This window comes from Streptomyces sp. NPDC033966 (assembly GCF_055575955.1).
Map to the genome: position 1 here is coordinate 41,920 of NZ_JBVIRQ010000009.1, position 26,003 is coordinate 67,922.

Here is a 26,003-nt window from a genome sequence, read left to right on the forward strand (position 1 = left end):
CTCCCCACGCATCCTGATCGGGGCCCGGCCGGGGGTCAGGGGGCGTCCCCCTACCGGCGGGCGTACTCACGGAATCCGCGGCCGGTCTTCCGGCCCAGGCAGCCCGCCGCCACCAGGTGCTCCAGCAGCGGGGACGGTGCCAGGGCCGGATCGCGGAACTCCTGGTAGAGGACCTTCTCGATGGCCAGCGACACGTCCAGGCCGACCACGTCGAGGAGCTCGAAGGGCCCCATCGGGTAGCCGCCGCCCAGCTTCATCGCGGCGTCGATGTCGTCGATCCCCGCGTAGTGCTGCTCGACCATCTTTATCGCGTTGTTCAAGTACGGGAACAGCAGCGCGTTCACGATGAAGCCGGCCCGGTCCCCGCAGTCCACCGGGTGCTTGCGCACCTTGGCGCAGACCTCGCGGACCGTGGCGTGCGCGTCGTCGGCGGTCAGGACCGTCCGGACCACCTCGACCAGCTTCATGGCCGGAGCCGGGTTGAAGAAGTGCATGCCGATCACGTCCTGCGGACGCGAGGTGGCCCGCGCGACCGCGATCACCGGCAGCGAGGAGGTGGTGGTGGCCAGCACCGCGCCCGGCTTGCAGACCTTGTCCAGGCCGGCGAAGAGCTGCTGCTTGACCTCCAGGTCCTCGGCGACCGCCTCGACCGCCAGGTCCACGTCCGCGAAGGCCTCCAGCGACCCGGCCGGGGTGATCCGGTCCAGGGTCTGCGCGGCGGCCTCCTCGGTCAGTCGGCCCTTGGACACCGCACGGCCCAGGGACTTCCCGATCGCGGCCTTCGCGGCCCCGGCCTTCTCCTCGCTGCGGGCGGCCAGCACCACGTCGTAGCCGGCCTGCGCGAAGACCTGCGCGATGCCGCTCGCCATGGTCCCCGAGCCGGCCACGCCGACCGAGGAGACCGGACGGCCCGCGCCCAGCAGGGACCCGTCCAGCGGGGTCTGCAGGTCACGGACGACCACCGGGCTGCCCGGGGCCTCGTACGTGTAGAAGCCGCGCCCGGCCTTCTGCCCGGTCAGACCCGCCTCGACGAGCTGGCCCAGGATCGGCGCCGGGGCGTGCAGCCGGTCGCCCGAGGAGGCGTACATGGCCTCCAGCACGGTGCGCGCGGTGTCCACGCCGACCAGGTCGAGCAGGGCGAGCGGACCCATCGGCAGGCCGCAGCCCAGCTTCATCGCCGCGTCGATGTCCTCGCGGGAGGCGTACTTGGCCTCGTACATCGCGGCGGCCTGGTTGAGGTAGCCGAAGAGCAGGCCGTCGGCCACGAAGCCGGGCCGGTCGCCGACCGCGACGGGCTGCTTGCCCAGCTCCACCGCCAGCTCGGTGACCGCCTCGACGGCCGTCGGCGCGGTCAGCACGCTGGAGACGATCTCGACGAGCTTCATCGCCGGGGCCGGGTTGAAGAAGTGCATGCCCAGCACCCGCTCGGGGTGCAGGGACTCGGCGGCGAGCCGGGTCACGGACAGCGCGTTGGTGCCGGTGGCGAGCACCGTGTCGGGCCGGACGACCGCGTCGAGCTCGCCGATGATCCGGCGCTTGAGGTCGTAGTCCTCCGGGACCACCTCGATGACGAGGTCGGCCTCGGCGGCGGCGGCGAGGTCCGTGAAGGTGCGGAAGCGGGCCAGGGCCGCCTCGCGCTCCTGCTCGGTGAGCTTGTTCCTGGCCACCGAACGGGCCGTGGCGGCCGCGAGGGCCCCGGCGGCACGGCGGGTGGCGGCCTCGCTGACGTCGATGCCGATGACCTCGCGGCCGGCCCGGGCGAGCACCTCGGCGATGCCGGTGCCCATGGTGCCGAGACCGACGACGGCGACGGTGCGGAGGGAGGACTGACTGGACGTGGACGGAAGGTCCATCGCGGGACTCCAGTGGAAGAGGGTGACGACTGAGGGAGCGCGCGGCGCACAGCGCGCGCGGATGCCGTACGGAAGAGCCGTGCGGAGCACGCCCGGCGGTGCGCCCGGAGAGGGATGGGGGCGCGGCGGGCGGAAACGGCGGAACCCTGTCCCGGGGTCCAGCCGTACGGGTGAAACGGTCGAGCGAACGGACCGACTGGTACGGGGCGGCTGCGTCACCAGGCCGCGTCCGTACGTGTTGGGAGCGAGACTAACCGGCCGGTAACTGGTCCGCCAGAGCGCGGAGATGTGACCTGTACCGCCCAAATGTACCGATCATCGATCATCGATCAACGACCTCCGTGGAACCCCGCCTACCGGTGCCCGCAACCCCCTAGGGTGTCCGCGTGAACGACGTGCTGGAACGCCTGAGGGCGGAGGCCGACGGGTCGGCCGCGTACCCGGAACTGCTCGCGGCGGCGCCGGACGCCCTGGCCGCCTCCCTGACCTCCGCCGGGCTGCCCCTGTGGGCCCGCGAACTCGCCGCGTACCGGCTCGGGATGGCAGGGGACCGGCGGGCCTTCGAGCCCCTGGTCCTGCTGCTCAACCACCGGGACCCGGCCCGCTGCGCCGCCGCCGCGCAGGCGCTCGGAGTCCTCGGCGACCCGCGCACCGCCCGCGCGGCCGCGGCCCTGGCGACGAACTCCCTGCGCACGGCCTACGCCCTGCACCCGGTCCGGCTGCTGACCGCGCTGCGGGCGCCGGAGTCGGCCCCGGCCCTGATCAAGACCCTGTCGCGGCTGCTGGCCCCGCACGACCCGTACTGGCGGGTGGCCCTGGCCTGCGTCGAGGGCCTGGGCACCCTCGCCGACACCCGGGCCCGTGACGTCCTGGTCCGCGCCCAGGCACACCCCCGCCTCGCCCTGGCGGCGACGGACGCCCTGAACCGGCTGATGGCGGGACACCCGGACGCGTAGGCCCTGGCCGGGCGGGGCGGGGACCGCACCGCGCAGCGGCCCTCAGCCCGTCGTCGGGACCACCGCGAAGGCCTCGACCTCCAGCAGGAGCTCCGGCCGGAACAGGGCCGCGACCTGGACCGCCGAGGAGGCCGGCAGCCGGTCCGGGGCGATCACCTCGTCCCGGGCCGCACGGACCGCCGGCAGGTGGGCCACGTCCGTGACGAAGTACGTCAGCTTCACCACGTCCTCGAAGCCCGCCCCGGCCGCCGCCAGGCACCGCCGCAGGTTCTCGAACACCTGCCGGGCCTGCGCGGCCGGGTCGCCCTCGCCGACCACCGCGCCCTTCTCGTCGAAGGCGCACTGCCCCGAGACGGCCACGAACCGTCCGGTGCCCCAGACGACGTGGCTGTACCCGGTGCCCGGGCTGACGCCCTCGGGCGCGGCGACCCGGGTGAGGTGGTTGTCATCGTAAGAAGGAGAAGTCATGCGGGCGATCTTGCCCGCTCCGTGTCAGCCCCGGAAGCCCAGGAGCCCGTGCAGGGCCGCACCGCCCGCCGAGGGCGGCACCGCGCGGGTCGCGGCGGCCGGCTTCGGCGCGGGCTGCGCCTGGCAGGTCGCGTCCGCCGCCTGGCCCGTCCGCAGGTACGCGGACAGCTTCTCGTCGAGGCACTTGTTGCCGCTCAGGGCGATGCCGTGGTTGCCGCCGCCCTCCTCCACCACCAGCGCCGAGCCCGCCAGCTTGTCCCGCATGCTCACCGCCCCCTCGTACGGGGTGGCCGCGTCCTCCGTCGCCTGGAACAGCAGCGCCTTCGGCAGCGCCGTGTTCGTCACGTCCGGAGCCTCGAGAGGCTTCGTCGGCCAGAACGCGCACGGCGCGTTGTACCAGGCGTTGTTCCAGGTCATGAAGGGCGCCTTGGCGTGCGTGCGCCACATGTCGGCCCGCCAGCGGTTCCAGTCCCTCGGCCACGCCGAGTCCCGGCACTGCACCGCCGTGTACACGCTGTAGCTGTTGGTCGCCGACGGGTCCACCGCGCCCAGCCGCTCGTACGCCGCCACCAGCGGCTTCGGGTCCTGCTTCACCGCGTACGCCGCGAAGGCCTCGGCCAGCGACGGCCAGTAGCCGTTGTAGTAGCCGCCCGGCATGTACGTGTCCTCCAGCTCGGCCGGGCCCACCTTCCCGCCCGCCGGTGCCGCGCGCAGCGCGTCGCGCATCCCGTACCAGCGCTCCTCGACCCGGGCCGGGTCGGTGCCCAGGTGGTACGTGGAGTCGTACCGGGCCACCCAGGCCAGGAACGCCTTGTGGCGGGCGTCGAAGGCCAGGTCCTGCGAGAGGTTGTCCTCGTACCAGACGCCGCCCGGGTCGACCACCGAGTCCAGCACCAGCCGGTGCACCCGGTCCGGGTGCAGCTTGGCGTACACGGCGCCCAGGTAGGTGCCGTACGAGTAGCCGAAGTAGCTGAGCTTCTGCGCGCCCAGCGCGGTGCGCAGCACCTCCAGGTCCCGGGCCGCCGAGACGGTGCCCACGTACGGGAGCACGTCCGCGTGCTTCTCCTGGCAGGACACCGCGAAGGAGCGCACCCGCTCCAGGTTGGCCCGCTCGGTCGCCCCGTCCCGCGGCACGGAGTCGGGCCGTACGGGCTTGAAGTGGCCGGACCCGCAGTCGAGGGCGGGCTCGCTCTTGCCCACGCCCCGGGGGTCGAAGCCGATCACGTCGTACTGGGCGGCCACGTCCTTGGGCAGGGCCGAGGCGACGAACCCCGCCAGCGCGCGGCCGCTGCCGCCCGGCCCGCCGGGGTTGACCAGCAGCGGCCCCTGGGAGGTGGCGGCGGTGTGCGGGACGCGGGTCAGGGCCAGGGAGATCTGCCGCCCGGCGGGCTGCTCGTGGTCCAGCGGGACCTTGAGGGAGGCGCACTGCAGCGAGGGGTAGCGGGGGGTCGCGCACCCGGTCCAGCGCAGGCCGGCGGCGGCCGGGGCGGGCGCCTCGGCGGTCGCGGCCGGTGCGGCGGTGAGGGGGGTCGCGAGGGCGGCGGCGACGGTGGAGATCGCCAGCAGGACGGCGGCCCGCTTCTTCGCGGGGCGCAGCTTCGAGGGATGGAGCATGGGGCCTCCCAGCCGAGGGTTCTGGGCGGAATCGTCCCGGAAACCGTGGCGGGAAGACGGGATTGGGCCGCGCATTGGCCCGATGTGATGACCCGTCGGGAGGCGTCCGGGTCACGGGCGGTGCGCGTACGGGCTCACAGCGGCCTCGGCTGCGCCGGTCCGGCGGGAGCCGGGCCGGCCGCCCGCACCGGCGCGGCGGCAGCCCGCGGCCGCCCGCGCCGGGCGGGTCCGATGTCGAATTCGGCGGCGGGTCCGTGGACTTGGCGGGTGATCCGGCGCTGGTAGCGGGTGGGCGCGTACGACCCGCCCGCGTACATCCGTCCGTACCGTTCGGACGGGTGCGGGTGACGCCGGCCGAGCCGGGCCGTGAACCACTCGCGCGCCCCCGGCCGCAGATGGAGTACCAGGGGTGTCACGGAGACCGCCCGGCGCCCCCGGAAGGGAACAGACGTCCCCATGGCCGTGCGGACGGCGCCGCGCGGGGAGCTTCCGGCGGTGGTGCGAGTGGCCCCAGTCGGTGCACCGAAGGGGTTGCCTCCCCGTGTCCGACGCCATCCGGCCCTCCCCGCCGGGAAGACAATCCTGCGTTCCGACCACTCACGAACGGAGTCGAAATGCGCAACCTCCTCAAGTCCTCCCTGGTGACGGTCGCCGCGATCGTCGTCTGCGGCGTCTCGACGACCGCCGCCAACGCCGCGGCCCTCGGCGGCGACGGGCTCGGCGGCAGCGTCATCGGCAGCGCCAACTCGTACCACTACGACGTGAACTTCGCCACCATCGCCCTGGGCTCCCTCCTCGGCCTCCTCTCCTGAGGGCCGGTCAGGGCGGCAGCGGTACGTCCCTCCGGCCGGGGGCCCGCGCCTCCGGCCGGGGCCGTCCGGTGGCAGAGGGCGGATTTGGGCGCCCGCCCCGGAGGTGATTGGCTTGCCGCCGCAACGTTCACGACTGCTGGAGGAACAGGTATGGCGCAGGTCGAGGCCACCACGGAGCGCATCATCGAAGCCGACGCGGACACCGTGTTCGACGCGCTGGCGGACTACACCGGCACCCGGAACAAGCTGCTCCCCGAGCACTTCAGCGAGTACGAGGTGCGCGAGGGCGGGGACGGCGAGGGCACCCTGGTCCACTGGAAGCTCCAGGCCACCAGCAAGCGCGTACGGGACTGCCTGCTGGAGGTCACCGAGCCCACCGACGGCCAGCTCGTGGAGAAGGACCGCAACTCCTCCATGGTCACCACCTGGACCGTGACCCCCGCCGGCGAGGGCCGCTCCCGGGCCGTGGTCAGCACCGTCTGGAACGGCGCGGGCGGCATCGGCGGCTTCTTCGAGCGCACCTTCGCCCCCAAGGGCCTCGGGCGCATCTACGACACCGTGCTCGAGAACCTGGCCAAGGAAGTCGGCGCCTGACGGGGCCCCTCGGCCGCCGGCGGCACAACGCCCGGGGACGGCTCACCGGTTCGGGTGGAATTCCCGGCCGCCGTGAGCCGCCCCGCACCCCGCCCCGCACCCCGCCCCGTGACCCGCCGCGCACCCCGCCCCGGCTCCGGGCGTGGCCCGGAGCCGCGAACGTGCCGGGCGGCTAGGGTGGGGCAGACACTCCCTAGCCACCCGGGGGGCCCGATGAAGATCCTCGTCTCCGCCGACATGGAAGGCGCCACGGGCGTCACCTGGCCCGCCGACGTGCTGCCCGGCACCCCGCAATGGGAGCGCTGCCGGGGCATGTTCACCTCCGACGTGAACGCCGCCGTGCTCGGCTTCCACGACGGCGGCGCCGACCAGGTCCTCATCAACGAGGCCCACTGGACCATGCGCAACCTCCTCCTGGAGAAGCTCGACGCCCGCGCCGAGATGATCACCGGCCGCCACAAGTCCCTCTCCATGGTCGAGGGGGTCCAGCACGGAGACGTCGACGGCATCGCCTTCGTCGGCTACCACACCGGCGCGGGCAGCGAAGGGGTCCTCGCCCACACCTACCTCGCCAACTCCATCACCGGCGTCTGGCTCAACGGCCTGCGCGCGAGCGAGGGCGTCCTCAACGCCCACGTGGTCGCCGAGTACGGGGTCCCCGTCATCCTCGTCACCGGAGACGACCTGACCTGCGCCGACGCCGCCGGATACGCCCCTGACGCCCGCACGGTCGCCGTCAAGGACCACGTCTCGCGCTACGCGGCCGTCTGCCGCACGCCGGCCCGCACCGCCGCCGACATCCGCGCCGCCGCCACCGAGGCGGTCAAGCTCGCGGTCCGGCACGAGCCGGTGCGCGGCGGCCCCTTCGTGATGGAGGTCGAGTTCGACGCCGAGCACCTGTCGATGGCCGCGACCGTCGTCCCCGGCGTCGAGCGCTCCGGCGAGCGCAGGATCGCGTACACCAGCGAGACGATGTACGAGGGGATCCGGACCTTCAAAGCGGTCACGACGGTCGTCTCGGCGGCCGTGGAGGAGCAGTATGGCTGACATGCACCGGGTGGAAGGCGCTCCCCGAGGGGGCGCCCACGAAGAAGCAGCGGCCCCGGACGGGGGCTGCGCCGACGAGACGGCCCTCGCCGAGGCGGTCGAGTTCACCTCCGGCCTGATCAGGATCGACACCACCAACCGCGGCGGCGGCGACTGCCGCGAGCGGCCCGCGGCCGAGTACGCCGCCGAGCGCCTCGCCGGAGCCGGACTGGAGCCCGTGCTGCTGGAGCGCACCCCGGGCCGCACCAACGTCGTGGCCCGGATCGGTGGCACCGACCCCTCCGCCCCCGCCCTCCTGGTCCACGGCCACCTGGACGTGGTCCCCGCCGAGGCCGCCGACTGGAGCGTGGACCCCTTCTCCGGAGAGGTCCGCGACGGAGTGGTCTGGGGCCGCGGCGCCGTCGACATGAAGAACATGGACGCGATGGTCCTGGCCGTCGTACGCGCCTGGGCGCGTCACGGCGTACGGCCGCGCCGGGACGTCGTCATCGCCTACACCGCCGACGAGGAGGACAGCGCGGCCGACGGGTCCGGCTACCTCGCCGACGAGCACCCGCACCTGTTCGAGGGCTGTACGGAAGGCCTGAGCGAGTCCGGGGCCTTCACCGTGCACCCCCGGCCCGGGCAGGCCCTCTACCCGATCGCCGCCGGTGAACGCGGCACCGCCTGGCTCAAGCTGACCGCCCACGGCACCGCCGGGCACGGCTCCAAGCCCAACCGGGCCAACGCCGTCAGCCGGCTCGCCGCCGCCGTCGCCCGCATCGGCGAGTACGACTGGCCGGTCCGCCTCACCGACACCGTCAGCGCCTGCATCGCCGAACTTGCCGCCCTCCAGGGCCTCACCGTCGACCCGCGCGCCCCCGGCACCGACCTGGACGGCCTCCTCGGCAAGCTCGGCCCGGCCGCCGCCCTGGTCGAGGCGACCGTCCGCAACAGCTCCAACCCGACGATGCTCAGCGCCGGCTACAAGCTCAACGTCATCCCGGGCCGCGCCACCGCCTACGTCGACGGACGCACCGTGCCCGGCGGCGAGGCCGAGTTCACCGAGACCCTGAACCGGCTCACCGGCCCCGACGTGCACTGGGAGTTCGAGCACCGGGAGGTGGCCCTCCAGGCCCCGGTGGACGGACGGACGTACGGGATCCTGCGCGAGTCCGTCGAGCACTTCGACCCCGACGGGCACGTGGTCCCCTTCTGCATGGCCGGCGGCACCGACGCCAAGCAGTTCTCCCGGCTCGGCATCACCGGCTACGGCTACTCCCCGCTCAAGCTGCCGCCGGGCTTCGACTACTGGTCCCTCTTCCACGGCGTGGACGAGCGGGTCCCGGTCGACGCCCTGCACTTCGGGGTCCGCGTCCTCGACCGCGCGCTGCGGGCCCTGTGATGGGAGCCCGGTGATGGCGGCGGCCGCCGTCGGGGCCCCCTACGGCAGCTGGCCCTCCCCGATCACCGCCGCGCACGCCGCCGCGCACGACGGCCGGCCCGAGTACGTGGGCACCGTCGGCGCCGAGGTGTGGTGGACCGAACCCCGCCCCGAGGAGGGCGGCCGCCGCACCCTGGTGCGCCGGCCCGCCGACGGCGGCGCCGCCCGGTCGGTACTGCCCGCCCCGTGGAACGTGCGCAGCCGCCTCACCGAGTACGGGGGCCTGCCCTGGACGGGCGCCGAACAGGCCGGCCGGGGGCCGGTGGTGGTCTTCGTCCACCACGCCGACCAGCGGCTGTACGCGTACGAACCCGACGCCCCCGGCAGCCCCCGGCCGCGCCCGCTCACCCCCGTCTCGGCGGTCGGCGGCGGCCTGCGCTGGGCCGACCCGGTGCTGCGCGGTGGCGAGGTGTGGTGCGTGCTGGAGGAGTTCACCGGCCCCGGCCCGGGCGACCTGCGGCGGGTCGCGGCCGCCGTACCGCTGGACGGCTCCGCCGCCGGGGACCGGGCCGCGGTACGGGAGCTCACCGACGACCGGCACCGCTTCCGGACCGGGCCGAAGCTCTCCCCCGACGGGCGCAGCGCGGCCTGGCTGGTGTGGGACCACCCCCGGATGCCCTGGGACGGCACGGAACTCCAGCTGGCCGCCGTACGCCCCGACGGGACGCTCGCCGCCGCCCGCACCGTGCTGGGCGGCCCGTCCGAGGCCGTGGCCCAGGTGGCGTGGGCGGCCGACGGGACCCTGCTCGCGGTGAGCGACCGCTCCGGCTGGTGGAACCCGTACCGGGTGGACCCGGACAGCGGGGAGGCGGTCAACCTGTGCCCCCGGGAGGAGGAGTTCGGCGGCGCCCTGTGGAAGCCGGGGCTGACCTGGCTGGCCCCGCTGCCTGGGGGCACCACCCGGGCCGGAGGCCCTGGGGGAGGGCCGGTGGCCGTACTGCACGGACAGGGCTCCTCGGTGCTCGGCGTCCTGGACCCCGACACCGGCGACCTGGTGGACGCGGCCGGGCCCTGGACGGCCTGGCAGCCGGCCCTGGCCGTCAGCGGCACCCGCGTGTACGGGGTCGCCGCCAGCCCGCGCAGCGCCTACGAGGTCGTCGAGCTGGACACCGCCACCGGGCACGCCCGGGTCGTCGGAGCCCGGGCCGCCGACCCGGTGGACCCGGCGTACTACCCGGAGCCGCAGAGCCGCACCTTCCCCGGGCCCGGCGGCCGCGAGATCCACGCCCACGTCTACCCGCCGCACCACCCCGCCCTGCGGGCACCCGACGACGAACTGCCCCCGTACGTGGTGTGGGCGCACGGCGGCCCCACCGAGCACGTACCGCCCGTACTGGACCTGCACATCGCCTACTTCACCTCGCGCGGCATCGGCGTCGTCGAGGTCAACTACGGCGGGTCCACCGGCTACGGCCGCGCCTACCGGGAGCGGCTGCGCGAGCAGTGGGGCGTGGTCGACGTCGAGGACTGCGCGGCCGTGGCACGGGCGCTGGCCGCCGAGGGCACCGCCGACCCGGCCCGGCTCGCGATCCGCGGCGGCAGCGCGGGCGGCTGGACGGCGGCGGCCTCCCTGGCCGCCACCGACCTGTACGCCTGCGCGGCGGTCATCTACCCGGTGCTCCACCTGCGGGGTTTCGCCGCCGAGACCCACGACCTGGAGTCGCGCTACACGGACGGCCTGGCCGGACCGGCGGGCACCCTGGCGCTGCGCTGCCGGGAACGCTCCCCGGTGGCCCGGGCCGACCGGATCGAGGCCCCCTTCGTCCTGCTCCAGGGCCTCGACGACCCCGTCTGCCCGCCAGCCCAGGCCGAACGCCTGCTGGCCGCCCTGCGCGGCCGCGAGCCGGCGGTCCCGCACGCGTACCTCACCTTCGAGGGCGAGGGCCACGGCTTCCGGCGCGCGGACACGATGGTGCGCGCGCTCGAAGCGGAACTGTCGCTGTACGTCCAGGTGTTCGGCATCGAGCGCGGCGACGTGCCCCGCCTGGACCTGCGTACGGAGTAGGGCCTTCTAGGCCCTGTCCGGGCGATCTTCGTGGATCAGCACACGTCTCGCCCAGCTACCGCTGGGAGGGGCCCCGGGCGTGGTGCATCGCAAGGCGGAGGGCCGCGGCTCGTACTGGACGTACGTGCGCGGACCGACAACGCGGCGAGGTGCCGTGCCGGGCGGCGTGGGCCCGCGAAGATCGCCCGGACAGGGCCTAGGCGGTGTGCACCCAGATCCGCAGCGGGCCGAGCGGGGTGAACCCGGCGCGTACGGCGGTGTCGAGGTCCTCGCCGTGCTCGTAGCCCACGACCGGCAGCTCCGGCCAGTGGCGGGCCGCCGCGTCGAGGGCGGCCGCCCGGGCGGCGTCGGCGTCCGCGTCGTTACGGGCGAACACGTTGGAGACGCCGACGACCCCGCCGCCGGTGCTGACCACGGCCCCGGCGGTGATCCGGGCCCCGTCGCGGCCCGCGAGGAAGACGATCCCCTCCCGCAGCAGCCCCTCGTGGAACAGGCCGGTGCTCTCCTCGCCGTCCCAGGCGGCCTCCCAGGCCGCCAGCTCCCCGGGGCCCTCCAGCTCGTCCCACTCCAGCCGGCCGCCCGCCGGTCCGGAGGGCCCCGCCGGGCGGTGGATCCACTGCGCCTCGAACAGCACCTCGAAGCCGGCCGGGGCCAGGTCGAGCGAGGCGAAGCTGTCCTTCACCGAGCAGCCGGGCGCGGCCGTGTCGACCCCGGCGAGCACGTCGGCGGCCGCGGCCCCGGGGGTGAGGGTGACCGCGTCGGGGTACAGCGGCGGGGTACGGCGCGGGCTGCACCAGAGCGAGTCACGGAAGTGTCCGCTGCGGGAAACGGCGGCGCACCACTCGGCGTTGTTGCGGGCGGCGGCCGCGCGAAGCTGCTCGGCGGTGTTCGGGGTGATGATCACCCCGGGATGCTGCCACACCGCCTAAGCTGGGGCGATGCCCTGTTCCGCCGAGTACGTCAGTACGGGCGCCCGGGTCGGCCTGCGCCCCTTCCGGACCGCCGACGGCCCCGAGTTCACCGCGCGGGTGCGCGAGAGCCGCGAGCTGCACCGGCCCTGGCTGTCCCCGCCCGCGACCCTGGAGGAGTACGGGCCCTACGCGGCCGGGCGCGCCGGGAACGGGTTCCTGGTCTGCGAGCTGGCCGGCGGTGGCATCGCCGGGTTCGTCAACGTCAACAACATCGTCCGCGGCGCCTTCCAGTGCGGGGCACTGGGCTACGGGGCCTTCGCGCACGCCGCCGGGCGCGGGCTGTTCGGAGAGGGTTTCGACCTGCTGCTGACGCACGCCTTCGGGGCCGGTGGCCTGGACCTGCACCGCCTGGAGGCGAACATCCAGCCGGGCAACACCGCGTCGATCGCCCTGGTCCGGGGCCGGGGCTTCCGCCTGGAGGGGCTGTCGCCGGATTTCCTGTACGTCGACGGCGCGTGGCGCGACCACGAACGATGGGCCCTGACCCGGCCGTCCTGACGCGCCGCGCCCGATACCGGCCTTTGCGTAATCCTGACCGGTGGTGATGTGCGGAACCCCTGTGCACAGGACCGCACCCGAGTGTTCCATTCCCCCATGGCCACCACAGTCCGACGTGCCCAGCTGACCCTCCCCGCCGCCCCCTTGGGCCCCGACAACCCGCTGCCCGCGCTGCGCGCCCCCGACGGGGTGCACGAACTGGACAAGTGTTCGCGCCAGGGGCTGCCGCGCGACATGGCCCGCCAGATCGGCTACGAGCCGCTGCGCTCCCTGCTGCCCGTACGGATCCGCGACGGATACGGACGGCGGCGCACGGAGCGGGAGTTCGAGGCGGTCGTCATCGAGAACGGGCGGCTGCGCGTCACCGTGCTGCCCGGGCTCGGCGGGCGGATCCACTCGCTCGTCCACCTCCCCACCGGCCGCGAACTCCTCTACCGCAACCCGGTGTTCCAGCCCGCCGACTTCGCGCTCAACGGGGCCTGGTTCTCCGGCGGCGTCGAGTGGAACATCGGCGCCACCGGGCACACCGCCCTGTCCTGCGCCCCGCTGCACGCCGCGCTCGTACCGGCGCCCGACGGGGGCGTGATGGTGCGGCTGTGGGAGTGGGAGCGCTTGCGCGACCTGCCCTTCCAGGTGGACCTGTGGCTGCCCGCGGACTCCGACTACCTGTACGCCGGGGTCCGCGTGCGCAATCCGCACGAGCGGCCCGCCCCCGTCTACTGGTGGTCCAACACCGCCGTTCCCGAGGGCGCCGGCACCCGCGTCCTGGCGCCCGCCGAGGAGGCCTGGCACTTCGGCTACGAGCGGGCGCTGAGGCGGATCCCGGTGCCGGACTGGGAAGCCGCCGACCGTACGTACCCGCTGAACAGCACCTACCCGGCCGACTTCTTCTACGAGGTCCTCGGCGAGGACGCCGACCGCCCCTGGATCGCCGCCCTGGACGCGGACGGGCACGGCCTGGTGCAGGCCTCCACCGGGCGGCTGCGCGGGCGCAAGCTGTTCGTATGGGGCGCGGGCCCGGGCGGCCGGCGCTGGCAGGAGTGGCTGACGGAGCCCGGTACGGGCGGCTACGCCGAGATCCAGGCGGGGCTGGCCCGGACCCAGCTGGAACACGTACGGCTGGACGCCGGGGCGGAGTTCAGCTGGCTGGAGGCGTACGGGCCGCTGTCGGCGGAGCCCTCGGCGGTGCACGGGGCCGACTGGGCGGCGGCGCGCGGGGCCGCCTCGGCGGCGCTCGACGCGGTGCTGCCGGCCGGGACCCTGGACGCGGCGTACAAGGCGTGGCGCGGGCACGCCGACACCGAACCGGGGGAGCGGCTGGCGGACGGCTCGGGCTGGGGCGCGCTGGAGGTGCTGTGCGGGGGCTTCGAGCTGCCCGGCACCCCCTTCCCGGAGTCCACCCTGCGGGAGGAGCAGGAGCCCTGGCTGGAGCTGTGGCGCACCGGGGTCTTCCCCGCCCCGGCGGCGGACGCCCCGCCCGGCCCGGGGCTGGTCGCCGCGCACTGGCGGGACATGCTGGAGACCGCCCCCGCCGATCCGCTGACCGAGTACCACCTCGGGGTGGCCCAGTGGCACGCCGGCGACGTCGCCCAGGCGGTGCGCAGCTGGGAGCGCGGGCTGGCGCAGGCGCCCTCGCGCTGGCCGCTGCTGCGCTGCCTGGCGGCGGCCGACGCCCTGGCCGGGAACACGGAGCGGGCCGCCGACCGCTACGAGGCGGCCTTCGAAGGCCTGGCGGGGGAGGGCGGGGGCGGTGAGCCCTGGGCGGCGGCCGAGGCCGCCCTGGGGCGGGAGGCGATGACCGCCCTGCTCGCCGCCGGGCGCCTGGCGGCGGCGCGGGCCGTCTGGGACCGGCTGCGGCCGTCGCTGCGCGAGCAGGGCCGGTTCCGGCTGCTGGCCGCCCGGCTGCTGGCGGCCGAGGGGCACGTGGGCGCGGCCCGGCGGGTCTTCGAGGACGGCTTCGAGATCGCCGACCTGCGGGAGGGGGAGGAGACCCTGTCGCAGGTGTGGGCCGCGCTGACGGACCGCCCCCTGCCCCCGGAGTACGACTTCCGGATGCGCCCGCCGCGGTGAGGCGGGCGCATCCCGGTCAGGCACGGCACAGCAGCTCGCCGTTCAGGACCGAGAACCATGCGTCGGGGGCCTTCCCCCAGGCGTGCCAGGCTTCGGCGACGGCGGTCAGCTCCTCCGGGGTGGCGTGGCCGCCCTCCGTCGCGACGGAGGCGTAGGAGGAGGCGGTGGTGCGGTCCGCCCACAGCGAGGACCACCAGGAGACCTCGTCCGGCGTGGCGTAGCACCAGGCCGTCGCCGAGGCCGCCACGTCGGTGAAGCCGGCCTCCCGCGCCCAGGACAGCAGCCTGCGTCCGGCGTCGGGTTCGCCGCCGTTGGCCCGGGCGACGCGCCGGTACAGGCTCTGCCACTCCTCCAGGCCCGGCGTCGCCGGGTACCAGGTCATCGCCGCGTAGTCGGCGTCCCGTACCGCGACGATCCCGCCGGGCCGGCACACCCGGCGCATCTCGCGCAGGGCCTGCACCGGGTCGCCGACGTGCTGCAGCACCTGGTGCGCGTGGACCACGTCGAAGGAGTCGTCGGGGAACCGCAGCGCGTGGACGTCGGCCGTGGCGAAGTCGACCGCCCCGGACAGGTCGCGCTCGGCGGCGTACGCGGCCGCCTGCTCCAGTACGTCGGCCGCCGCGTCGACCGCGGTGACGTGGCCGCCGGGGGAGACCAGTTCCGCCAGGTCCGCCGTGATGGTGCCCGGGCCGCAGCCCACGTCCAGCACCCGCATGCCGGGGCGCAGTTCGCCGATCAGGTACGCGGCCGAGTTGGCGGCGGTGCGCCAGCGGTGCGAGCGCAGCACGGACTCGTGGTGGCCGTGGGTGTACAGCGCGGTCTCGTGGGTGCCGTGGGCGTCGTTCATGGCGGACTCCTCGTCGTCGAAGGTCGTCGAAGGCGTTGTGATCACCGTAGGCGATCCGCTCGCGATTCGAGATATGCGTTTTGACATGTGGACAACCCCCTTGCGGGGCATGGGGATTGGCCGGGTCGGTGGCAGGTCGGGTCAGGGGCGAGGATCGTTGGCCCCGAGGGGCGGACCTCGGGGCGAGGGACGGCGAAGGACGGCGAAGGACGGTGAGACCCATGCCGGAGACGCTGCTGGAATGGCACGCCGCCGCGTTGCGGCTCTTCGGTGAGCGCGTGCGGGCCGTCGGGGCCTCCCAGTGGGACGCGGCCACCCCCTGCACCGAGTGGACCGTGCGCGACCTGGTCAACCACGTCACCGGCGAGCAGCTGTGGATCCCGCCGCTGGTCACCGAGGGGCGCTCGGTGGCGGAGGTGGGCGACGAGCTCTCCGGCGACCTGCTGGGCGAGGACCCGCAGGCCGCCTGGGACCGGGCCGCCGCCGCCGGGCACGCCGCCTTCGCGGCGCCCGGCGCGCTGGAGCGGACGGTCACTCTCTCGTACGGGCCCACGCGCGGATCGGCGTACTGCTCGGAACTGACGGCGGACTGCGTCGTGCACGCCTGGGACCTCTCGCGGGCCATCGGCGCCGACGACCGGCTGCCCGCCGACCTCGTCGAGTTCTCCATCAAGGAGGTCATGCCGTACGCCGACGGCCTCGCCGCGAGCGGGATGTACGCGGAGCCGCTGGAGGTGCCGGCCGGCGCGGACGCGCAGACCCGGTTGCTGGCCCTCCTGGGGAGGAAGGGCTGAGGGCGAAGCCCGGCGGGGCCGTCACGATTGACGGGCATATCGGCGTAAATAATCGTATAAAGGGCAGGTCGATCGGTGTCGGTGACGGCGGCGGAAGGGCGGGCACGTGTCGGGGATGGCCGAGGGCATGACGGAAGGGCTCGCCGGGCTCTGGCGCCGCCCGGCACCGGAGGGGCGCGGGCCCGTCAGGTACGGTCCCCCCGCCCCCGAGCCGGGCCTGCCGGTCCTGCCGGAGCTGACCTCCGTGCTCGCCGCCGCCGCGGACCGCCCCGCCCCGGAACCCCCCGGCGGCGGCCAGGACCTGCGCGAGGCCGCCTGCCGCCACTGGGCCCGGCGCGGGCTCGCCACCGCCCCCGAGAACGTGGCCGCCGGGCCCGGCGCGCCCGCCCTGCTGCTGGCCCTGCTCGGCGCGTACGGCGGCGACGTGCTGCTTCCCCGTCCGTGTCCCGCCTGGTGGACCCCACAGGTCCGGCTGCTGGGACGGCGGGCCTACCACGTGCCGACCCCGGCGGAGTGCGGGGGCGTACCCGACCCGTACGCGCTGCTGGAGACCGTGCGGCGGGTCCGGGCCGAGGGCGGCGACCCGCGCGTACTGCTGCTGTCGGTGGCCGACGACCCGACCGGGACCGTGCCGCCGCCCGAGATGGTGCGCGAGGCCTGCGAGGCGGCCGAGGCCGCCGGGCTGTTCGTGGTCAGCGACGAGAGCTGGCGCGACACCGTGCACCGGCCGCACGACACGCTGGTGCTGAGCCCCGCCGAGATGCTCCCCGACCGGGCCGCCGTCCTCGTCGACCTCGCCGGAGCACTGCTGCCGGGCGGCTGGCCCGCCGCCGTGGTCCGCTTCCCCGGCACCCCGAGCGGGACCTGGCTCCGCGCCCGCACCCTCGACGTCCTCACCGCCACCGGCGCACTGGTCGCGGGACCCGTCGCGCCGGCCGCCGCGCACGCCCTCGACGAACCCGACGCCGTCGCCGGGCGCGCCTACGCGGCCGCCGCCCTGCACGGCACGGTGGCCGCCGCCGCGCACCGGGTGCTGTTGGCCGCGGGCGCCCTCGCCCGGCCCCCGCAGGCCGGCCGGCACCTGTACGCCGACCTCACCCCGCTGCGCGCGGGCCTCGCCCGGCACGGGGTCGGGGACGCGATGGAACTGGAGGACTGGCTCGGGGCCCGGCTGGGCACGGCCACACCCGGCGGACAGCGCTTCGCCGACGAACTGGGCGCCCCGCGCGTACGGCTGTCGACCGGGCCGCTGCTGGGCGCCACCCCGCAGGAACGGCTCGCCGCGCTGGGCGCCCGGGACCCGCTGACGCTGCCGCAGGTCCGGGGGGCGCTCGACCGGCTCGGGTCGGTGCTCGCCGGACTGGCCGACTGAAGTGCGGCCCGCACCGCCAGGCCGCCGCCGAACGGAGACTTCGCGATGAGGGACCAGCCGGACGCCCCCGTGACGACCGCCCCGCCGGCCGGCGCCCCCCGAGGCGCCGCCACCGCCCTGCCCGGGCATCCGGCCCGCCGCCCGCAGGCCCCCGCCGCGCCCGCCGGACCCCCGCCGGCCCCCGCTCCCGCCGCGCCCGAGCTGGCCCCCGCTCCCGCCGCGCCCGAGCTGGCCCCCGCTCCCGCCGTGCCCGAGCTGGCCCCCGCTCCCGCCGCGCCCCGCCCGCTCGGCGAGCACCGCCTCTGGCCGCGCTCGTTCGCGGACCGGCTGACCACCCCGCTGCCAGGGCTGCGCGCCTTCGCCCGGCTGGCCCGCGAGGGCGCGTTCCGGCCCGGGGCGGAGGGGCTGAGGGGGATCCCCGACCTGCCGTACGAGCGCGCCCCGCTGCCGGCGGTGCCCCCGGGCGCGGTGTCCGCCACCTGGGCCGGGCACGCCAGCTGGGTGCTCCGGACCGGTGGCCTGACGGTGCTGACCGACCCCGTGTGGTCCCGGCGGATCCTGGGGACCCCGGCGCGCGTGACCCCCGTCGGGGTGCCGTGGGAGGAACTGCCGCCCGTGGACGCCGTGGTGATCAGCCACAACCACTACGACCACCTCGACGCCCCCACCCTGCGGCGGCTGCCGCGCGACACCGCGCTCTTCGTCCCGGCCGGACTCGCCCGCTGGTGCCGCCGTCGGGGCTTCACCCGGGTGACGGAGCTCGACTGGTGGGAGTCGGCCGAACTGGGCGGCGTACGCTTCGAGTTCGTCCCGGCGCACCACTGGTCCAAGCGCTCCCTCCTGGACACCTGCCGCACCCTGTGGGGCGGCTGGGTGCTCACGGACACGGCCCACGGCCGGAAGGTGTACTTCGCCGGCGACACCGGCTACGGCCACTGGTTCACGGAGATCGGCCGCCGGCACCCGGGCATCGACCTCGCCCTCCTGCCGATCGGCGCCTACGCCCCGCGCTGGTGGCTGCGCGACGTGCACGCCGACCCGGAGGAGGCCGTACGGGCCTGCCTGGACCTCGGCGCCCGCAGGATGGCCCCGATGCACTGGGCCACCTTCGTGCTGTCGGCGGAGCCCGTCATGGAGCCCCTGCACCGCGCCCGCGCCGCCTGGGCCCGCGCCGGGCTGCCCCGTGAGGACCTCTGGGACCTCCCGATCGGCGCCTCCCGCAGCTTCTAGGCCGTGCGGTCCGCCTCCGCCTCCGCCCTGGCCTTCGGCTGCGCGACCACGTGCATGCGCTCGCCCTGCTTCCCGAAGAGGCTGAGGATCTCCACGGGCCGCCCGTCGGCGCTGCCGAACCAGTGCGGGGTGCGGGTGTCCCACTCGGCGGCCTCGCCGGGGCCGAGGACCAGATCGTGCTCGGCCAGCACCAGCCGCAGCCGCCCGGTCAGCACGTACAGCCACTCGTAGCCCTCGTGCGTGCGCAGGTCCGGGTCCGCGCCCCGGTCCGGGATGACCATCTTGTACGCCTGGAGCGGGCCCAGGCCCTGGGTCAGGGCCACGGACGTCCCGCCGTGCGGCATCGCGCGGGGCGTCATCCGCACCCGGGGATCGCCCACCGGAGGCGCCCCGACCAGATCGTCCAGGGCCACCCGGTAGGCACGGGCGAGCGGCAGCAGCAGCTCCAGGCTCGGCCGCCGCTGCCCGGACTCCAGCCGGGACAGGGTGCTCCTGGAGATCCCGGTCTCCTCGGACAGCGCGCCCAGGGTGAGGCCGTGCCGGTCCCGCAGCCGCCTGAGCCGCGGACCCACCCCGTCGAGGACGGCGCGGTGGGAGGAGGGTCCGTGCGTGTCCGGGCTGGCATCCATGCGGGCATTCCACCCCACCGTCCCGGGAACGGCAACAGGGTTGCCGTTCCCGTCGCAGCGGGCACCGGACGGGCACCGGAGGCTAAGATCACCTCCCCATGGACCCGAGTGCGGAAATCCGGATGATCACCGTCCCGCCGGGACGGGTGACCCTGTCCGACCGGCGGACGCGGCGTAGCTGGACGGTCGGGCTGGAGCCCTACCGGCTGGCCGCCTTCCCGGTCACCCAGGCCCTGTACGCCCGGATCACGGGCGAGCGGCCGGGCAGTGCCCGGGGGGACCGGCTGCCCGTCGAGGGCGTCTCCTGGTGGGACGCCGTCCGGTTCTGCAACGCCCTCTCGCGCCACGAAGGGCTCACCCCCGCCTACGGCATCGGCACCGAGGACGGCGGGGCCGTCGAGTGGGACGCCACCGCCGACGGCTACCGGCTGCCGACCGAAGCCGAGTGGGAGCACGCCTGCCGCGCCGGGACGGACGGCCCGCACTACGGCCCCCTCGACGAGATCGCCTGGTACCGGGGCAACTCCGGGGAGGCCCTCCACGAGGTGGGCGGCAGACTGCCCAACGCCTGGGGCCTGCACGACATGCTCGGCAACGTCTGGGACTGGTGCTGGGACGTCTACGACGCCGAGGTCTACGGCGAGTACCGGGTCCTGCGCGGCGGCGGCTGGTTCGACGAGCACTGGTCCTGCCGCGCCTCCGCCCGCCGCCGCAGCCACCCGACGTTCCGGGTCGACGACGTGGGCTTCCGCCTCGCCCGCTCCGCCGCGCGCTGACCCGGCCGGCTCAGGACGGCCCCTCCGGCAGGAAGCGGGCCGACTTCAGGGCCAGTTGCCCCGCGAAGTAGGCCGGCGCGTCGGGCCGCATCCGGGCCAGTGCCACCATCCCGGTGATGATGACGTCGCACACCTCGTCGTGCACGTCGTCCCAGCTGTGCGAATGCCCCTTGCGCGGATTGCTCCCCGTCGCGCCGATCACCGCCTGCGCGGCCTCGCCGAACTCCTCCCCGATCTTCAGCACTTGCAGCACATGGCTGTGCGGAGGATGCACCCCGCGTGCGGCGGCGGCCGCCTCGAAGCGGGCGGCGAGCGCGCGGACCGTGTCCCAGCAGGCGGAGTTCACGGCCGGACCCTGCCCGCCCGCAGCCGCCGCCACACCCCCGGAGCCACGCTGATCAGCAGCGCCACGCCCACCGCCAGCACCACGCCCTTCCACGGCTCCGAGAACAGCGAGCCGCCCAGGATCCCGATCAGCCCGTACGTCGTCGCCCACGCCACGCAGGCGGGCGCGTCGCCCCGGGCGAACCGGCGCAGCGGCAGCCCGCCCAGCAGGCAGGCCAGCATCACCGGGATCCGGCCCGCCGGGACCAGCCGCGACAGCACCAGCACCAGCACTCCGTGCTCGTCGAGCCCCCGCCGCGCCCGCTCCAGCCGCTCCGGCTCGGCCCGCCCCCGCAGGGACTCCAGCCACCGCGAGCCGCCCCGCGAACGCACGCCGCGCGACCCCAGCCAGTACAGGGCGACGTCCCCGGCGAACGCGGCCAGCGCGGCCACCGCGATCACCAGCAGCACCCCGAGGGGCAGCGACCGCTGGTGGAACGCCACCACCGCCGCCGAACTCACCAGCGCCCCCGTCGGGATCACCGGCACCAGCGCCCCCAGCGCCACCAGCACGAACAACGCCGGATAGCCCACCGCCTGCTGCGTGGTCTCCGGCGGCACCCGGCCCACCACCTCCGCCGCCACCCGCCACCGCGTCACGGCAGCAGCACCCGCTCCCCGTGCCCGGGGACCCGTACCGTCACCTTCGGCGCGAGCTGCCCCGCCCGCCGGGCGAACTCCCCGCCCGGCGCGTGGAACTCGTGCGGCCGCACCGCGTCCATCCCGATCGGCCAGTACGTCCCGTAGTGCACCGGCACCGCCGCCGCCGGAGCCAGCTCGGCCAGGGCCCGCGCCGCCCGCTCCGCGTCCAGGTGCCCCGGCCCCAGGTACGGCCCCCAGCCCCCGACCGGCAGCAGCGCCACGTCCACCGGTCCGACCTCCTCGGCCATGGTGTCGAACAGCCCGGTGTCCCCGGCGAAGTACGTGCGCGCCTCCCCCTGGACCACGTACCCCAGCGCCGGCGCCCGCTGCGGCCCGAACGGCAGACGGCGCCCGTCGTGCCGCGCGCTCACCGCCCGTACCCGTACGCCGTCCCGTACGCCGACCTCCTCGCCCGGGACCACCTCCGTCACCACCAGCCCCCGCGTCCCGGCGAGCCGGGCCAGTCCCGGCACCGCCCGGCGCGCCCCGCGCGGCACCACCAGCCGGGTACCGGGCGCCAGCAGCGCCAGCGACGGCAGGTGCAGATGGTCGGCGTGCAGGTGCGAGACCAGGACCACGTCCGCCTCCGCCGCCTCGGGCGGGGGCACCGCCCCGCGCCGCCGCCGCAGATGCGCGAGCCGCCGGGCGAACAGCGGATCGGTCAGCACCCGCACCCCCGAGTCCCGTACCGCACACGTGGCATGACCCCACCAGGTGATCTCCACAGCCACCCCGGCCCCCTTCCCTCCGGCCAGCCTAGGACGATCCCTGCCCGCCCGCGCGGAAGCAGAACCCGGCGCCCCCTCCTCCCCGGGCCCGGATCGGAGTAGGGTCGGGCGCCATGGATGCGCTGCGCGTGGCCGCGATCGCCAGCCTGGCCCCGCTGGAGGAACTCGACGCCGACCCCTTCGCCGTGGACACCCGCGGCCAGCACGCCATGTGCGCGCGATGGGCCGCCGAGCAGGGGTACGTGGTGACCCGGCAACTGCTCTTCTACGGGCTGCGTACCGACCACTGCGGGCTGTGGCGCGACGTGGACGCCGGACAGGTCGACCTGTTCGTCGCCCCCAACCGCCGGGTCCTGGCCCGGGCGCTGCGCTCCGTCGAGGAGTTCACCGCCGAGTGCGAGCGGCGCGGCGTACGGCTGGAGACCGCCGGGACCGAGGAGCCGGCCTACACCTCCGCCATGAAGGCCGAGGTGCACCGCCGGCTGTCCATGCCGACCGCCGGCTACGACGGCACCTGATAGGGAGGCCCGGTACGACGGAACCCGGTACGACGGCACCCGCCGGCCCCCGGCCCGCCGCGTCCCGTACTCCCGTGCGCCACCCGTGCCGACCGGCCGGCCCCGCCGCCCTGTGCGACGCTGGCAGAGGGGACCGCGGGCCGGGCGCGGGCCGGGGAGCGAGGCGGGTGCGGCGTGTGGCGGGAGCGGTTGCGCTGGCGGGCCGTGGGCGGGGCACTGGTCCGCGTGGTGCTCGTCTGGGCGGCGTCCACCCTGACCATGCTCGTGCTCGCCGGCATCCTGCCCGACTTCCGCCTGCAGTCCGCCGACGGTGCCAGCCTCACCCGCATCGGGCTGACGGCGGCCTGGGGCGCCGGGGCCTTCGGCCTGCTGAGCGCGCTGGTGTGGCCGGTCCTGGTACGGGCCCTGCTGCTGGTGCCGGCCCTCGTCCTCGGGCTCCTCGTCTTCTTCCTCAACGGCTCGCTGCTGCTGATGGCCCTCAGCCTGATCCCCGCCGGGCGGGGCGCGGCGGTCGCGCCCGAGACGGCGGTGGTCGTGGCCGCCGCGATGTCCGCCGTGGCCTCGGCCACCTCCACCGCCCTCGCGGTCCGCGACGACGAGGCGTACCGGCGCCGCCTGTACCGGCTGGCCGACCGGCGCCGCCGCCGGTTCGGGGCGCCCCCCGGCGGCAGCCCCGGGCTGGTCTTCCTCCAGCTCGACGGAGTCGGGTACGAGGCGCTGCGCCGGGCGGCGGCCGAGGGGCTGATGCCCACCGTGGCGGGCTGGCTGGAGCACAGCCACCGCGTCATGCCCTGGCACACGGACTGGTCCAGCCAGACCGGCGCCAGCCAGCTCGGCATCCTGCACGGCTCCAACTTCGACGTCCCGGCGTTCCGCTGGTACGAGAAGGACACCGGCGAGGTGATGGTCTGCAACCGGCCCACCAGCGCCGCCGAACTCCAGCGCCGGGCCGTCGGGCGGACCCGTGACGGCGGGCTGCTCACCCTGGACGGTGCCAGCCGGGGCAACCTGTTCAGCGGGGGCGCGGACCAGCTGGCGCTGGTGCTGTCCGTCGCGGCCCGGCGGGGCCGCGCCAACCGCTCCCGCGCCGGCTACTTCGCGTACTTCTCCGACCCGGCCAACGCCGTGCGCACCGCGCTGTCCTTCGTCGCCGAGGTGGGCCGCGAGATCGGCCAGTCGCTGCGCTCACGGCTGCGCGGGGACCGTCCCCGGGTGGCGCGCGGCGGGCTCTATCCGCTGATCCGGGCCTTCGCGACGGTGGTCGAGCGGGACGTGGTGGTCGCCGCGGTGATCGGGGACGTGCTCGCGGGCCGCGCCGCCGTCTACGCGGACCTGGTCGCCTACGACGAGGTCGCGCACCACTCGGGCCCGCACGGCCGGGACACCGACCGGGTGCTCGCCCGGCTCGACCGGAGCGTCGCGCTGATCGCCCGGGTCGCCGAGCACGCCCCCCGGGAGTACCGCGTCGTGCTGCTGTCGGACCACGGCCAGAGCCCCGGGGAGACCTTCCTCGGCCGGTACGGGCTCAGCCTGAAGGACCTGGTCCGGGCGGGCTGCGGGCTGCCCGTCTCGCGCCGGGCCGGCCGCACCCGCAGCGGTGCCGAGGCCCGCGCGGCGGTGCTGGCGGCCCTGCACCGGCCGGTGGAGGAGGAGGCGGAGGAGGCCCGTCCGGGGCCGGGGCCCGGTCCGGTGGTGCTGGCCTCGGGCAACCTCGGGCTGATCTCCTTCCCGGACCTGCCGGGACGGGCCTCGCGGGCGCGGATCGAGCGGGCGCACCCCGCACTGCTGCCCACCCTGGCCAACCACCCGGGCGTGGGCTTCCTGCTGGTGGACGGGGAGGTGCTGGGCCCGGACGGGGCGGTGGCGAGGCTGGACGTACCCGGGGAGGCGGAGGCGCTGCTGGCCCCCTTCGGGCCGGGGGCGGCGGGGGCCGTGCGCCGGACGGACTCCTTCCCGCACGTGGCCGACATCATGGTCAACTCGGCGTACGACCCGGAGACCGGTGCCGTGCACGCCTTCGAGGAGCAGATCGGCTCGCACGGCGGGCTGGGCGGGGAGCAGGCCCACCCCTTCCTGATGTGGCCGACCGCGCTGTCGGAGCCGGACCCGGAACCGGTGGGCGCCGAAGCCGTGCACGCGGTGCTGCGCCGCTGGCTGCGCGAGGCGGACGGCCCCCAGGTCCCGCTGGCCCCGGCGGCCCCGCGGGAGGATTACCGGCCGGAGGCCCCTACAGACGGAATCCTTCCTTCCGGGCAGGTCCCCGCGCCGGACGAAACCCGGTGATTTGGCGCCCACTTCGCGGTGGTCAACCATGTGTTGACCTGCCCAGCATGTGAGACAACCAGAGGCGCACCACCGATGACCAGCACCGCAGCCCCGCCCGCCGAAGTCGCAGCACCCCCGCGGGCCCCCCGCCAGGAAGACCGGCACGCCCGCCGCTTCGGCCTCCCGGTCGCCGTCTGCCTGGTCATGGGCAACGTCATCGGCGGCGGGATCTTCCTGCTCCCCGCCTCGGTCGCGCCCTTCGGCACCATCAGCCTCCTCGCCTTCGCCGTCCTGACCCTCGGCGCGATCGCCCTCGCCCTCGTCTTCGGCCGCCTCGCCCGACGCCACCCGCAGACCGGCGGCCCGTACGTGTACGTGCGCGCCGCCTTCGGCGACTTCGCCGGCTTCCTCGCCGCGTACAGCTACTGGATGACCGCCTGGGTCTCGAACGCCGCGCTCGCCGTGGCCTCCGTCGGCTACCTCGCGGTGCTGTTCCCGGCCGTCGGGGAGCACCGGTGGACCATGTGCCTGGCCGCCCTGGCCGTGCAGTGGCTGCCCGCCCTCTCCAACCTGGCCGGCACCCGGTACGTGGGCGCCGTCCAGGTGGTCGCGACCGTCCTGAAGCTGGTCCCGCTGCTGCTCGTGGCCGTGGGCGGGCTGTTCTTCTTCGACCCGGCGAACCTCGGCCCCTTCCAGGCCACCGACCAGAGCCCCGTGGGGGCGGTCTCCGCCTCCGCCGCGATCCTGCTCTTCAGCTACATCGGCGTCGAGTCCGCCGCCGTCAGCGCGGGCGAGGTCCGCGACCCGGCGCGCAACGTCGGCCGGGCCACCGTCCTCGGCACCGTCGGCGCCGCCACCGTGTACCTGCTCGGCACCCTGTCGGTCTTCGGCCTGGTCGCCCACGAGAAGCTGGTCTCCTCCCAGGCCCCCTTCACGGACGCCGTGAACGCCGTCTTCGGCGGAACCTGGGGCGGCACCCTCGTCGCCGGAGCGGCCGTGGTCTCGATGCTCGGTGCCCTCAACGGCTGGACCCTGCTCAGCGCGCAGACCCCGTACGCGGCCGCCAAGGACGGGCTCTTCCCGAAGGCCTTCGAGAAGAAGCAGCGCGGTGTCCCCGTCGTCGGCGTCGTCGTCACCGTCGTCCTGGCCTCCGCCCTCACGGTCTACAACTACACGGCGGGCTCCGCGCGCGTCTTCGAGGTCCTCGTCCTGGTCACGACCTTCACCGCGACCGTCCCCTACCTGCTCTCCACCGCCGCCCAGCTCTACTTCCTGGCCTCGGGCCAGGCCGGGCGGGTGCGGCGCGGGCAGCTGGTCCGCGACGCCGTCCTCGCCGGCACGGCCTTCGCCTTCTCGATGTGGCTGGTCGCCGGGTCCGGCTACGCGGCCGTCTACCAGGGCGTGCTGTTCCTCTTCGCGGGCGTCCTCGTCTACGCGCTGATGGCCGCCCGCAAGCGCCGCGCGGCCGGTACGGCCGCGGAGTAATTTGGAAGGAAAGACCGGCCAG

General features: G+C 75.5%; 25 protein-coding genes. 15 read left to right on the plus strand and 10 right to left on the minus strand.

Annotation, left to right across the window (positions count from 1 at the left end):
* Positions 1 to 50: 50 nt before the first annotated feature.
* On the minus strand, positions 51 to 1,853 hold the full coding sequence (locus ACZ518_RS24715; protein WP_469115175.1) for a 3-hydroxyacyl-CoA dehydrogenase family protein: 1,803 nt from the start codon (positions 1,851 to 1,853) through the stop codon (positions 51 to 53).
* A gap of 386 nt (positions 1,854 to 2,239) precedes the next feature.
* Between ACZ518_RS24715 and ACZ518_RS24720 the strand changes: the two genes are divergently transcribed.
* The gene (locus tag ACZ518_RS24720; protein WP_469115176.1) at positions 2,240 to 2,809 is read left to right on the plus strand and encodes a HEAT repeat domain-containing protein; all 570 of its coding nucleotides are present in this window, start codon (positions 2,240 to 2,242) and stop codon (positions 2,807 to 2,809) included.
* A gap of 42 nt (positions 2,810 to 2,851) precedes the next feature.
* On the opposite strand, the gene ACZ518_RS24725 is transcribed toward ACZ518_RS24720, so the two are convergent.
* From ACZ518_RS24725 to ACZ518_RS24735, 3 genes are all read right to left on the minus strand, one after another.
* A complete protein-coding gene (locus ACZ518_RS24725) occupies positions 2,852 to 3,277 on the minus strand; it encodes a RidA family protein (RefSeq protein WP_469115177.1) in 426 nt (141 codons plus the stop codon).
* A 24-nt stretch (positions 3,278 to 3,301) separates the two neighbouring features.
* Entirely contained in the window at positions 3,302 to 4,891 is a 1,590-nt protein-coding gene (locus tag ACZ518_RS24730; RefSeq protein ID WP_469115178.1) for an alpha/beta hydrolase, read from the minus strand.
* Positions 4,892 to 5,025: 134 nt separating this feature from the next.
* Positions 5,026 to 5,307 carry a hypothetical protein gene (locus ACZ518_RS24735; protein ID WP_469115179.1) on the minus strand — a complete coding sequence of 94 codons (282 nt, stop codon included), beginning with the start codon at positions 5,305 to 5,307 and terminating at the stop codon, positions 5,026 to 5,028.
* A gap of 198 nt (positions 5,308 to 5,505) precedes the next feature.
* Between ACZ518_RS24735 and ACZ518_RS24740 the strand changes: the two genes are divergently transcribed.
* From ACZ518_RS24740 to ACZ518_RS24760, 5 genes are all read left to right on the plus strand, one after another.
* Positions 5,506 to 5,703: a hypothetical protein gene (locus tag ACZ518_RS24740; RefSeq protein ID WP_469115180.1), complete on the plus strand. Its 198-nt coding sequence runs from the start codon at positions 5,506 to 5,508 to the stop codon at positions 5,701 to 5,703.
* Between the two features lie 150 nt (positions 5,704 to 5,853).
* The gene (locus ACZ518_RS24745) at positions 5,854 to 6,297 is read left to right on the plus strand and encodes an SRPBCC family protein (RefSeq protein ID WP_469115181.1); all 444 of its coding nucleotides are present in this window, start codon (positions 5,854 to 5,856) and stop codon (positions 6,295 to 6,297) included.
* A 213-nt stretch (positions 6,298 to 6,510) separates the two neighbouring features.
* The gene (locus tag ACZ518_RS24750) at positions 6,511 to 7,344 is read left to right on the plus strand and encodes a M55 family metallopeptidase (protein ID WP_469115182.1); all 834 of its coding nucleotides are present in this window, start codon (positions 6,511 to 6,513) and stop codon (positions 7,342 to 7,344) included.
* Between the two features lies 1 nt (position 7,345).
* Positions 7,346 to 8,728, plus strand: a complete 1,383-nt coding sequence (locus tag ACZ518_RS24755) for a M20/M25/M40 family metallo-hydrolase (protein ID WP_469115439.1) — start codon at positions 7,346 to 7,348, stop codon at positions 8,726 to 8,728.
* Positions 8,729 to 8,741: 13 nt separating this feature from the next.
* Complete coding sequence (locus tag ACZ518_RS24760) at positions 8,742 to 10,772, plus strand: prolyl oligopeptidase family serine peptidase (protein WP_469115183.1); 2,031 nt, start codon at positions 8,742 to 8,744, stop codon at positions 10,770 to 10,772.
* Between the two features lie 196 nt (positions 10,773 to 10,968).
* Here ACZ518_RS24760 and ACZ518_RS24765 read toward each other — a convergent pair whose 3' ends face one another.
* The gene (locus ACZ518_RS24765) at positions 10,969 to 11,676 is read right to left on the minus strand and encodes a hypothetical protein (RefSeq protein ID WP_469115184.1); all 708 of its coding nucleotides are present in this window, start codon (positions 11,674 to 11,676) and stop codon (positions 10,969 to 10,971) included.
* Between the two features lie 34 nt (positions 11,677 to 11,710).
* On the opposite strand from ACZ518_RS24765, the gene ACZ518_RS24770 reads away from it, so the two are divergent.
* Together ACZ518_RS24770 and ACZ518_RS24775 are read left to right on the plus strand one after the other, a co-directional pair.
* Positions 11,711 to 12,241 carry a GNAT family N-acetyltransferase gene (locus ACZ518_RS24770; RefSeq protein ID WP_469115185.1) on the plus strand — a complete coding sequence of 177 codons (531 nt, stop codon included), beginning with the start codon at positions 11,711 to 11,713 and terminating at the stop codon, positions 12,239 to 12,241.
* Between the two features lie 96 nt (positions 12,242 to 12,337).
* Entirely contained in the window at positions 12,338 to 14,311 is a 1,974-nt protein-coding gene (locus tag ACZ518_RS24775; protein ID WP_469115186.1) for a DUF5107 domain-containing protein, read from the plus strand.
* A gap of 16 nt (positions 14,312 to 14,327) precedes the next feature.
* Here the strand turns inward: ACZ518_RS24775 and ACZ518_RS24780 are convergent, their stop codons facing one another.
* Complete coding sequence (locus ACZ518_RS24780) at positions 14,328 to 15,158, minus strand: methyltransferase domain-containing protein (RefSeq protein ID WP_469115440.1); 831 nt, start codon at positions 15,156 to 15,158, stop codon at positions 14,328 to 14,330.
* 221 nt (positions 15,159 to 15,379) lie between these two features.
* Here ACZ518_RS24780 and ACZ518_RS24785 point away from each other — a divergent pair, with 221 nt between their 5' ends.
* From ACZ518_RS24785 to ACZ518_RS24795, 3 genes are all read left to right on the plus strand, one after another.
* Positions 15,380 to 15,952 carry a TIGR03086 family metal-binding protein gene (locus ACZ518_RS24785; protein WP_469115187.1) on the plus strand — a complete coding sequence of 191 codons (573 nt, stop codon included), beginning with the start codon at positions 15,380 to 15,382 and terminating at the stop codon, positions 15,950 to 15,952.
* A gap of 127 nt (positions 15,953 to 16,079) precedes the next feature.
* Positions 16,080 to 17,324: an aminotransferase class I/II-fold pyridoxal phosphate-dependent enzyme gene (locus tag ACZ518_RS24790; protein WP_469115188.1), complete on the plus strand. Its 1,245-nt coding sequence runs from the start codon at positions 16,080 to 16,082 to the stop codon at positions 17,322 to 17,324.
* Between the two features lie 45 nt (positions 17,325 to 17,369).
* Positions 17,370 to 18,554 carry an MBL fold metallo-hydrolase gene (locus ACZ518_RS24795; RefSeq protein WP_469115189.1) on the plus strand — a complete coding sequence of 395 codons (1,185 nt, stop codon included), beginning with the start codon at positions 17,370 to 17,372 and terminating at the stop codon, positions 18,552 to 18,554.
* On the opposite strand, the gene ACZ518_RS24800 is transcribed toward ACZ518_RS24795, so the two are convergent.
* Positions 18,551 to 19,183 (minus strand): helix-turn-helix domain-containing protein, encoded by a 633-nt coding sequence (locus tag ACZ518_RS24800; protein ID WP_469115190.1) that lies wholly within the window; start codon positions 19,181 to 19,183, stop codon positions 18,551 to 18,553. The genes ACZ518_RS24795 and ACZ518_RS24800 overlap by 4 nt on opposite strands.
* Positions 19,184 to 19,281: 98 nt before the next feature.
* On the opposite strand from ACZ518_RS24800, the gene ACZ518_RS24805 reads away from it, so the two are divergent.
* Positions 19,282 to 19,959, plus strand: a complete 678-nt coding sequence (locus ACZ518_RS24805) for a formylglycine-generating enzyme family protein (protein ID WP_469115191.1) — start codon at positions 19,282 to 19,284, stop codon at positions 19,957 to 19,959.
* Positions 19,960 to 19,969: 10 nt separating this feature from the next.
* Here the strand turns inward: ACZ518_RS24805 and ACZ518_RS24810 are convergent, their stop codons facing one another.
* Genes ACZ518_RS24810 through ACZ518_RS24820 form a run of 3 tightly spaced genes read right to left on the minus strand, consistent with a single transcriptional unit; the run spans position 19,970 to position 21,716 of the window.
* Entirely contained in the window at positions 19,970 to 20,305 is a 336-nt protein-coding gene (locus tag ACZ518_RS24810) for a MazG-like family protein (protein ID WP_469115192.1), read from the minus strand.
* A complete protein-coding gene (locus ACZ518_RS24815; protein WP_469115193.1) occupies positions 20,302 to 20,943 on the minus strand; it encodes a DedA family protein in 642 nt (213 codons plus the stop codon). Before ACZ518_RS24815 ends, ACZ518_RS24810 begins: the two co-directional genes overlap by 4 nt.
* Complete coding sequence (locus tag ACZ518_RS24820) at positions 20,940 to 21,716, minus strand: MBL fold metallo-hydrolase (RefSeq protein WP_469115194.1); 777 nt, start codon at positions 21,714 to 21,716, stop codon at positions 20,940 to 20,942. Before ACZ518_RS24820 ends, ACZ518_RS24815 begins: the two co-directional genes overlap by 4 nt.
* A gap of 110 nt (positions 21,717 to 21,826) precedes the next feature.
* Here ACZ518_RS24820 and ACZ518_RS24825 point away from each other — a divergent pair, with 110 nt between their 5' ends.
* The 3 genes from ACZ518_RS24825 to ACZ518_RS24835 all read left to right on the plus strand — a co-directional run bounded on the left by ACZ518_RS24825 (position 21,827) and on the right by ACZ518_RS24835 (position 25,981).
* Positions 21,827 to 22,231, plus strand: coding sequence for a hypothetical protein (locus ACZ518_RS24825; RefSeq protein WP_469115195.1), 405 nt, complete (start codon positions 21,827 to 21,829; stop codon positions 22,229 to 22,231).
* 258 nt (positions 22,232 to 22,489) lie between these two features.
* Entirely contained in the window at positions 22,490 to 24,514 is a 2,025-nt protein-coding gene (locus ACZ518_RS24830) for an alkaline phosphatase family protein (protein WP_469115441.1), read from the plus strand.
* Between the two features lie 75 nt (positions 24,515 to 24,589).
* Entirely contained in the window at positions 24,590 to 25,981 is a 1,392-nt protein-coding gene (locus tag ACZ518_RS24835) for an amino acid permease (protein ID WP_469115196.1), read from the plus strand.
* The last annotated feature ends 22 nt before the right edge of the window (positions 25,982 to 26,003 follow it).

Excerpts from the sequence above, each read along its gene's own strand:
- ACZ518_RS24825 (WP_469115195.1), top strand. The coding sequence starts at position 21,827 with ATGGATGCGCTGCGCGTGGCCGCGATCGCCAGCCTGGCCCCGCTGGAG.
- ACZ518_RS24715 (WP_469115175.1), bottom strand. The coding sequence starts at position 1,853 with ATGGACCTTCCGTCCACGTCCAGTCAGTCCTCCCTCCGCACCGTCGCC.
- ACZ518_RS24795 (WP_469115189.1), top strand. The coding sequence starts at position 17,370 with ATGAGGGACCAGCCGGACGCCCCCGTGACGACCGCCCCGCCGGCCGGC.
- ACZ518_RS24725 (WP_469115177.1), bottom strand. The coding sequence starts at position 3,277 with ATGACTTCTCCTTCTTACGATGACAACCACCTCACCCGGGTCGCCGCG.
- ACZ518_RS24760 (WP_469115183.1), top strand. The coding sequence starts at position 8,742 with ATGGCGGCGGCCGCCGTCGGGGCCCCCTACGGCAGCTGGCCCTCCCCG.
- ACZ518_RS24830 (WP_469115441.1), top strand. The coding sequence starts at position 22,490 with ATGCTCGTGCTCGCCGGCATCCTGCCCGACTTCCGCCTGCAGTCCGCC.
- ACZ518_RS24805 (WP_469115191.1), top strand. The coding sequence starts at position 19,282 with ATGGACCCGAGTGCGGAAATCCGGATGATCACCGTCCCGCCGGGACGG.
- ACZ518_RS24770 (WP_469115185.1), top strand. The coding sequence starts at position 11,711 with ATGCCCTGTTCCGCCGAGTACGTCAGTACGGGCGCCCGGGTCGGCCTG.
- ACZ518_RS24750 (WP_469115182.1), top strand. The coding sequence starts at position 6,511 with ATGAAGATCCTCGTCTCCGCCGACATGGAAGGCGCCACGGGCGTCACC.
- ACZ518_RS24835 (WP_469115196.1), top strand. The coding sequence starts at position 24,590 with ATGACCAGCACCGCAGCCCCGCCCGCCGAAGTCGCAGCACCCCCGCGG.
- ACZ518_RS24780 (WP_469115440.1), bottom strand. The coding sequence starts at position 15,158 with ATGAACGACGCCCACGGCACCCACGAGACCGCGCTGTACACCCACGGC.
- ACZ518_RS24740 (WP_469115180.1), top strand. The coding sequence starts at position 5,506 with ATGCGCAACCTCCTCAAGTCCTCCCTGGTGACGGTCGCCGCGATCGTC.
- ACZ518_RS24800 (WP_469115190.1), bottom strand. The coding sequence starts at position 19,183 with ATGGATGCCAGCCCGGACACGCACGGACCCTCCTCCCACCGCGCCGTC.
- ACZ518_RS24790 (WP_469115188.1), top strand. The coding sequence starts at position 16,080 with ATGACGGAAGGGCTCGCCGGGCTCTGGCGCCGCCCGGCACCGGAGGGG.
- ACZ518_RS24785 (WP_469115187.1), top strand. The coding sequence starts at position 15,380 with ATGCCGGAGACGCTGCTGGAATGGCACGCCGCCGCGTTGCGGCTCTTC.
- ACZ518_RS24775 (WP_469115186.1), top strand. The coding sequence starts at position 12,338 with ATGGCCACCACAGTCCGACGTGCCCAGCTGACCCTCCCCGCCGCCCCC.
- ACZ518_RS24745 (WP_469115181.1), top strand. The coding sequence starts at position 5,854 with ATGGCGCAGGTCGAGGCCACCACGGAGCGCATCATCGAAGCCGACGCG.
- ACZ518_RS24755 (WP_469115439.1), top strand. The coding sequence starts at position 7,346 with ATGCACCGGGTGGAAGGCGCTCCCCGAGGGGGCGCCCACGAAGAAGCA.
- ACZ518_RS24730 (WP_469115178.1), bottom strand. The coding sequence starts at position 4,891 with ATGCTCCATCCCTCGAAGCTGCGCCCCGCGAAGAAGCGGGCCGCCGTC.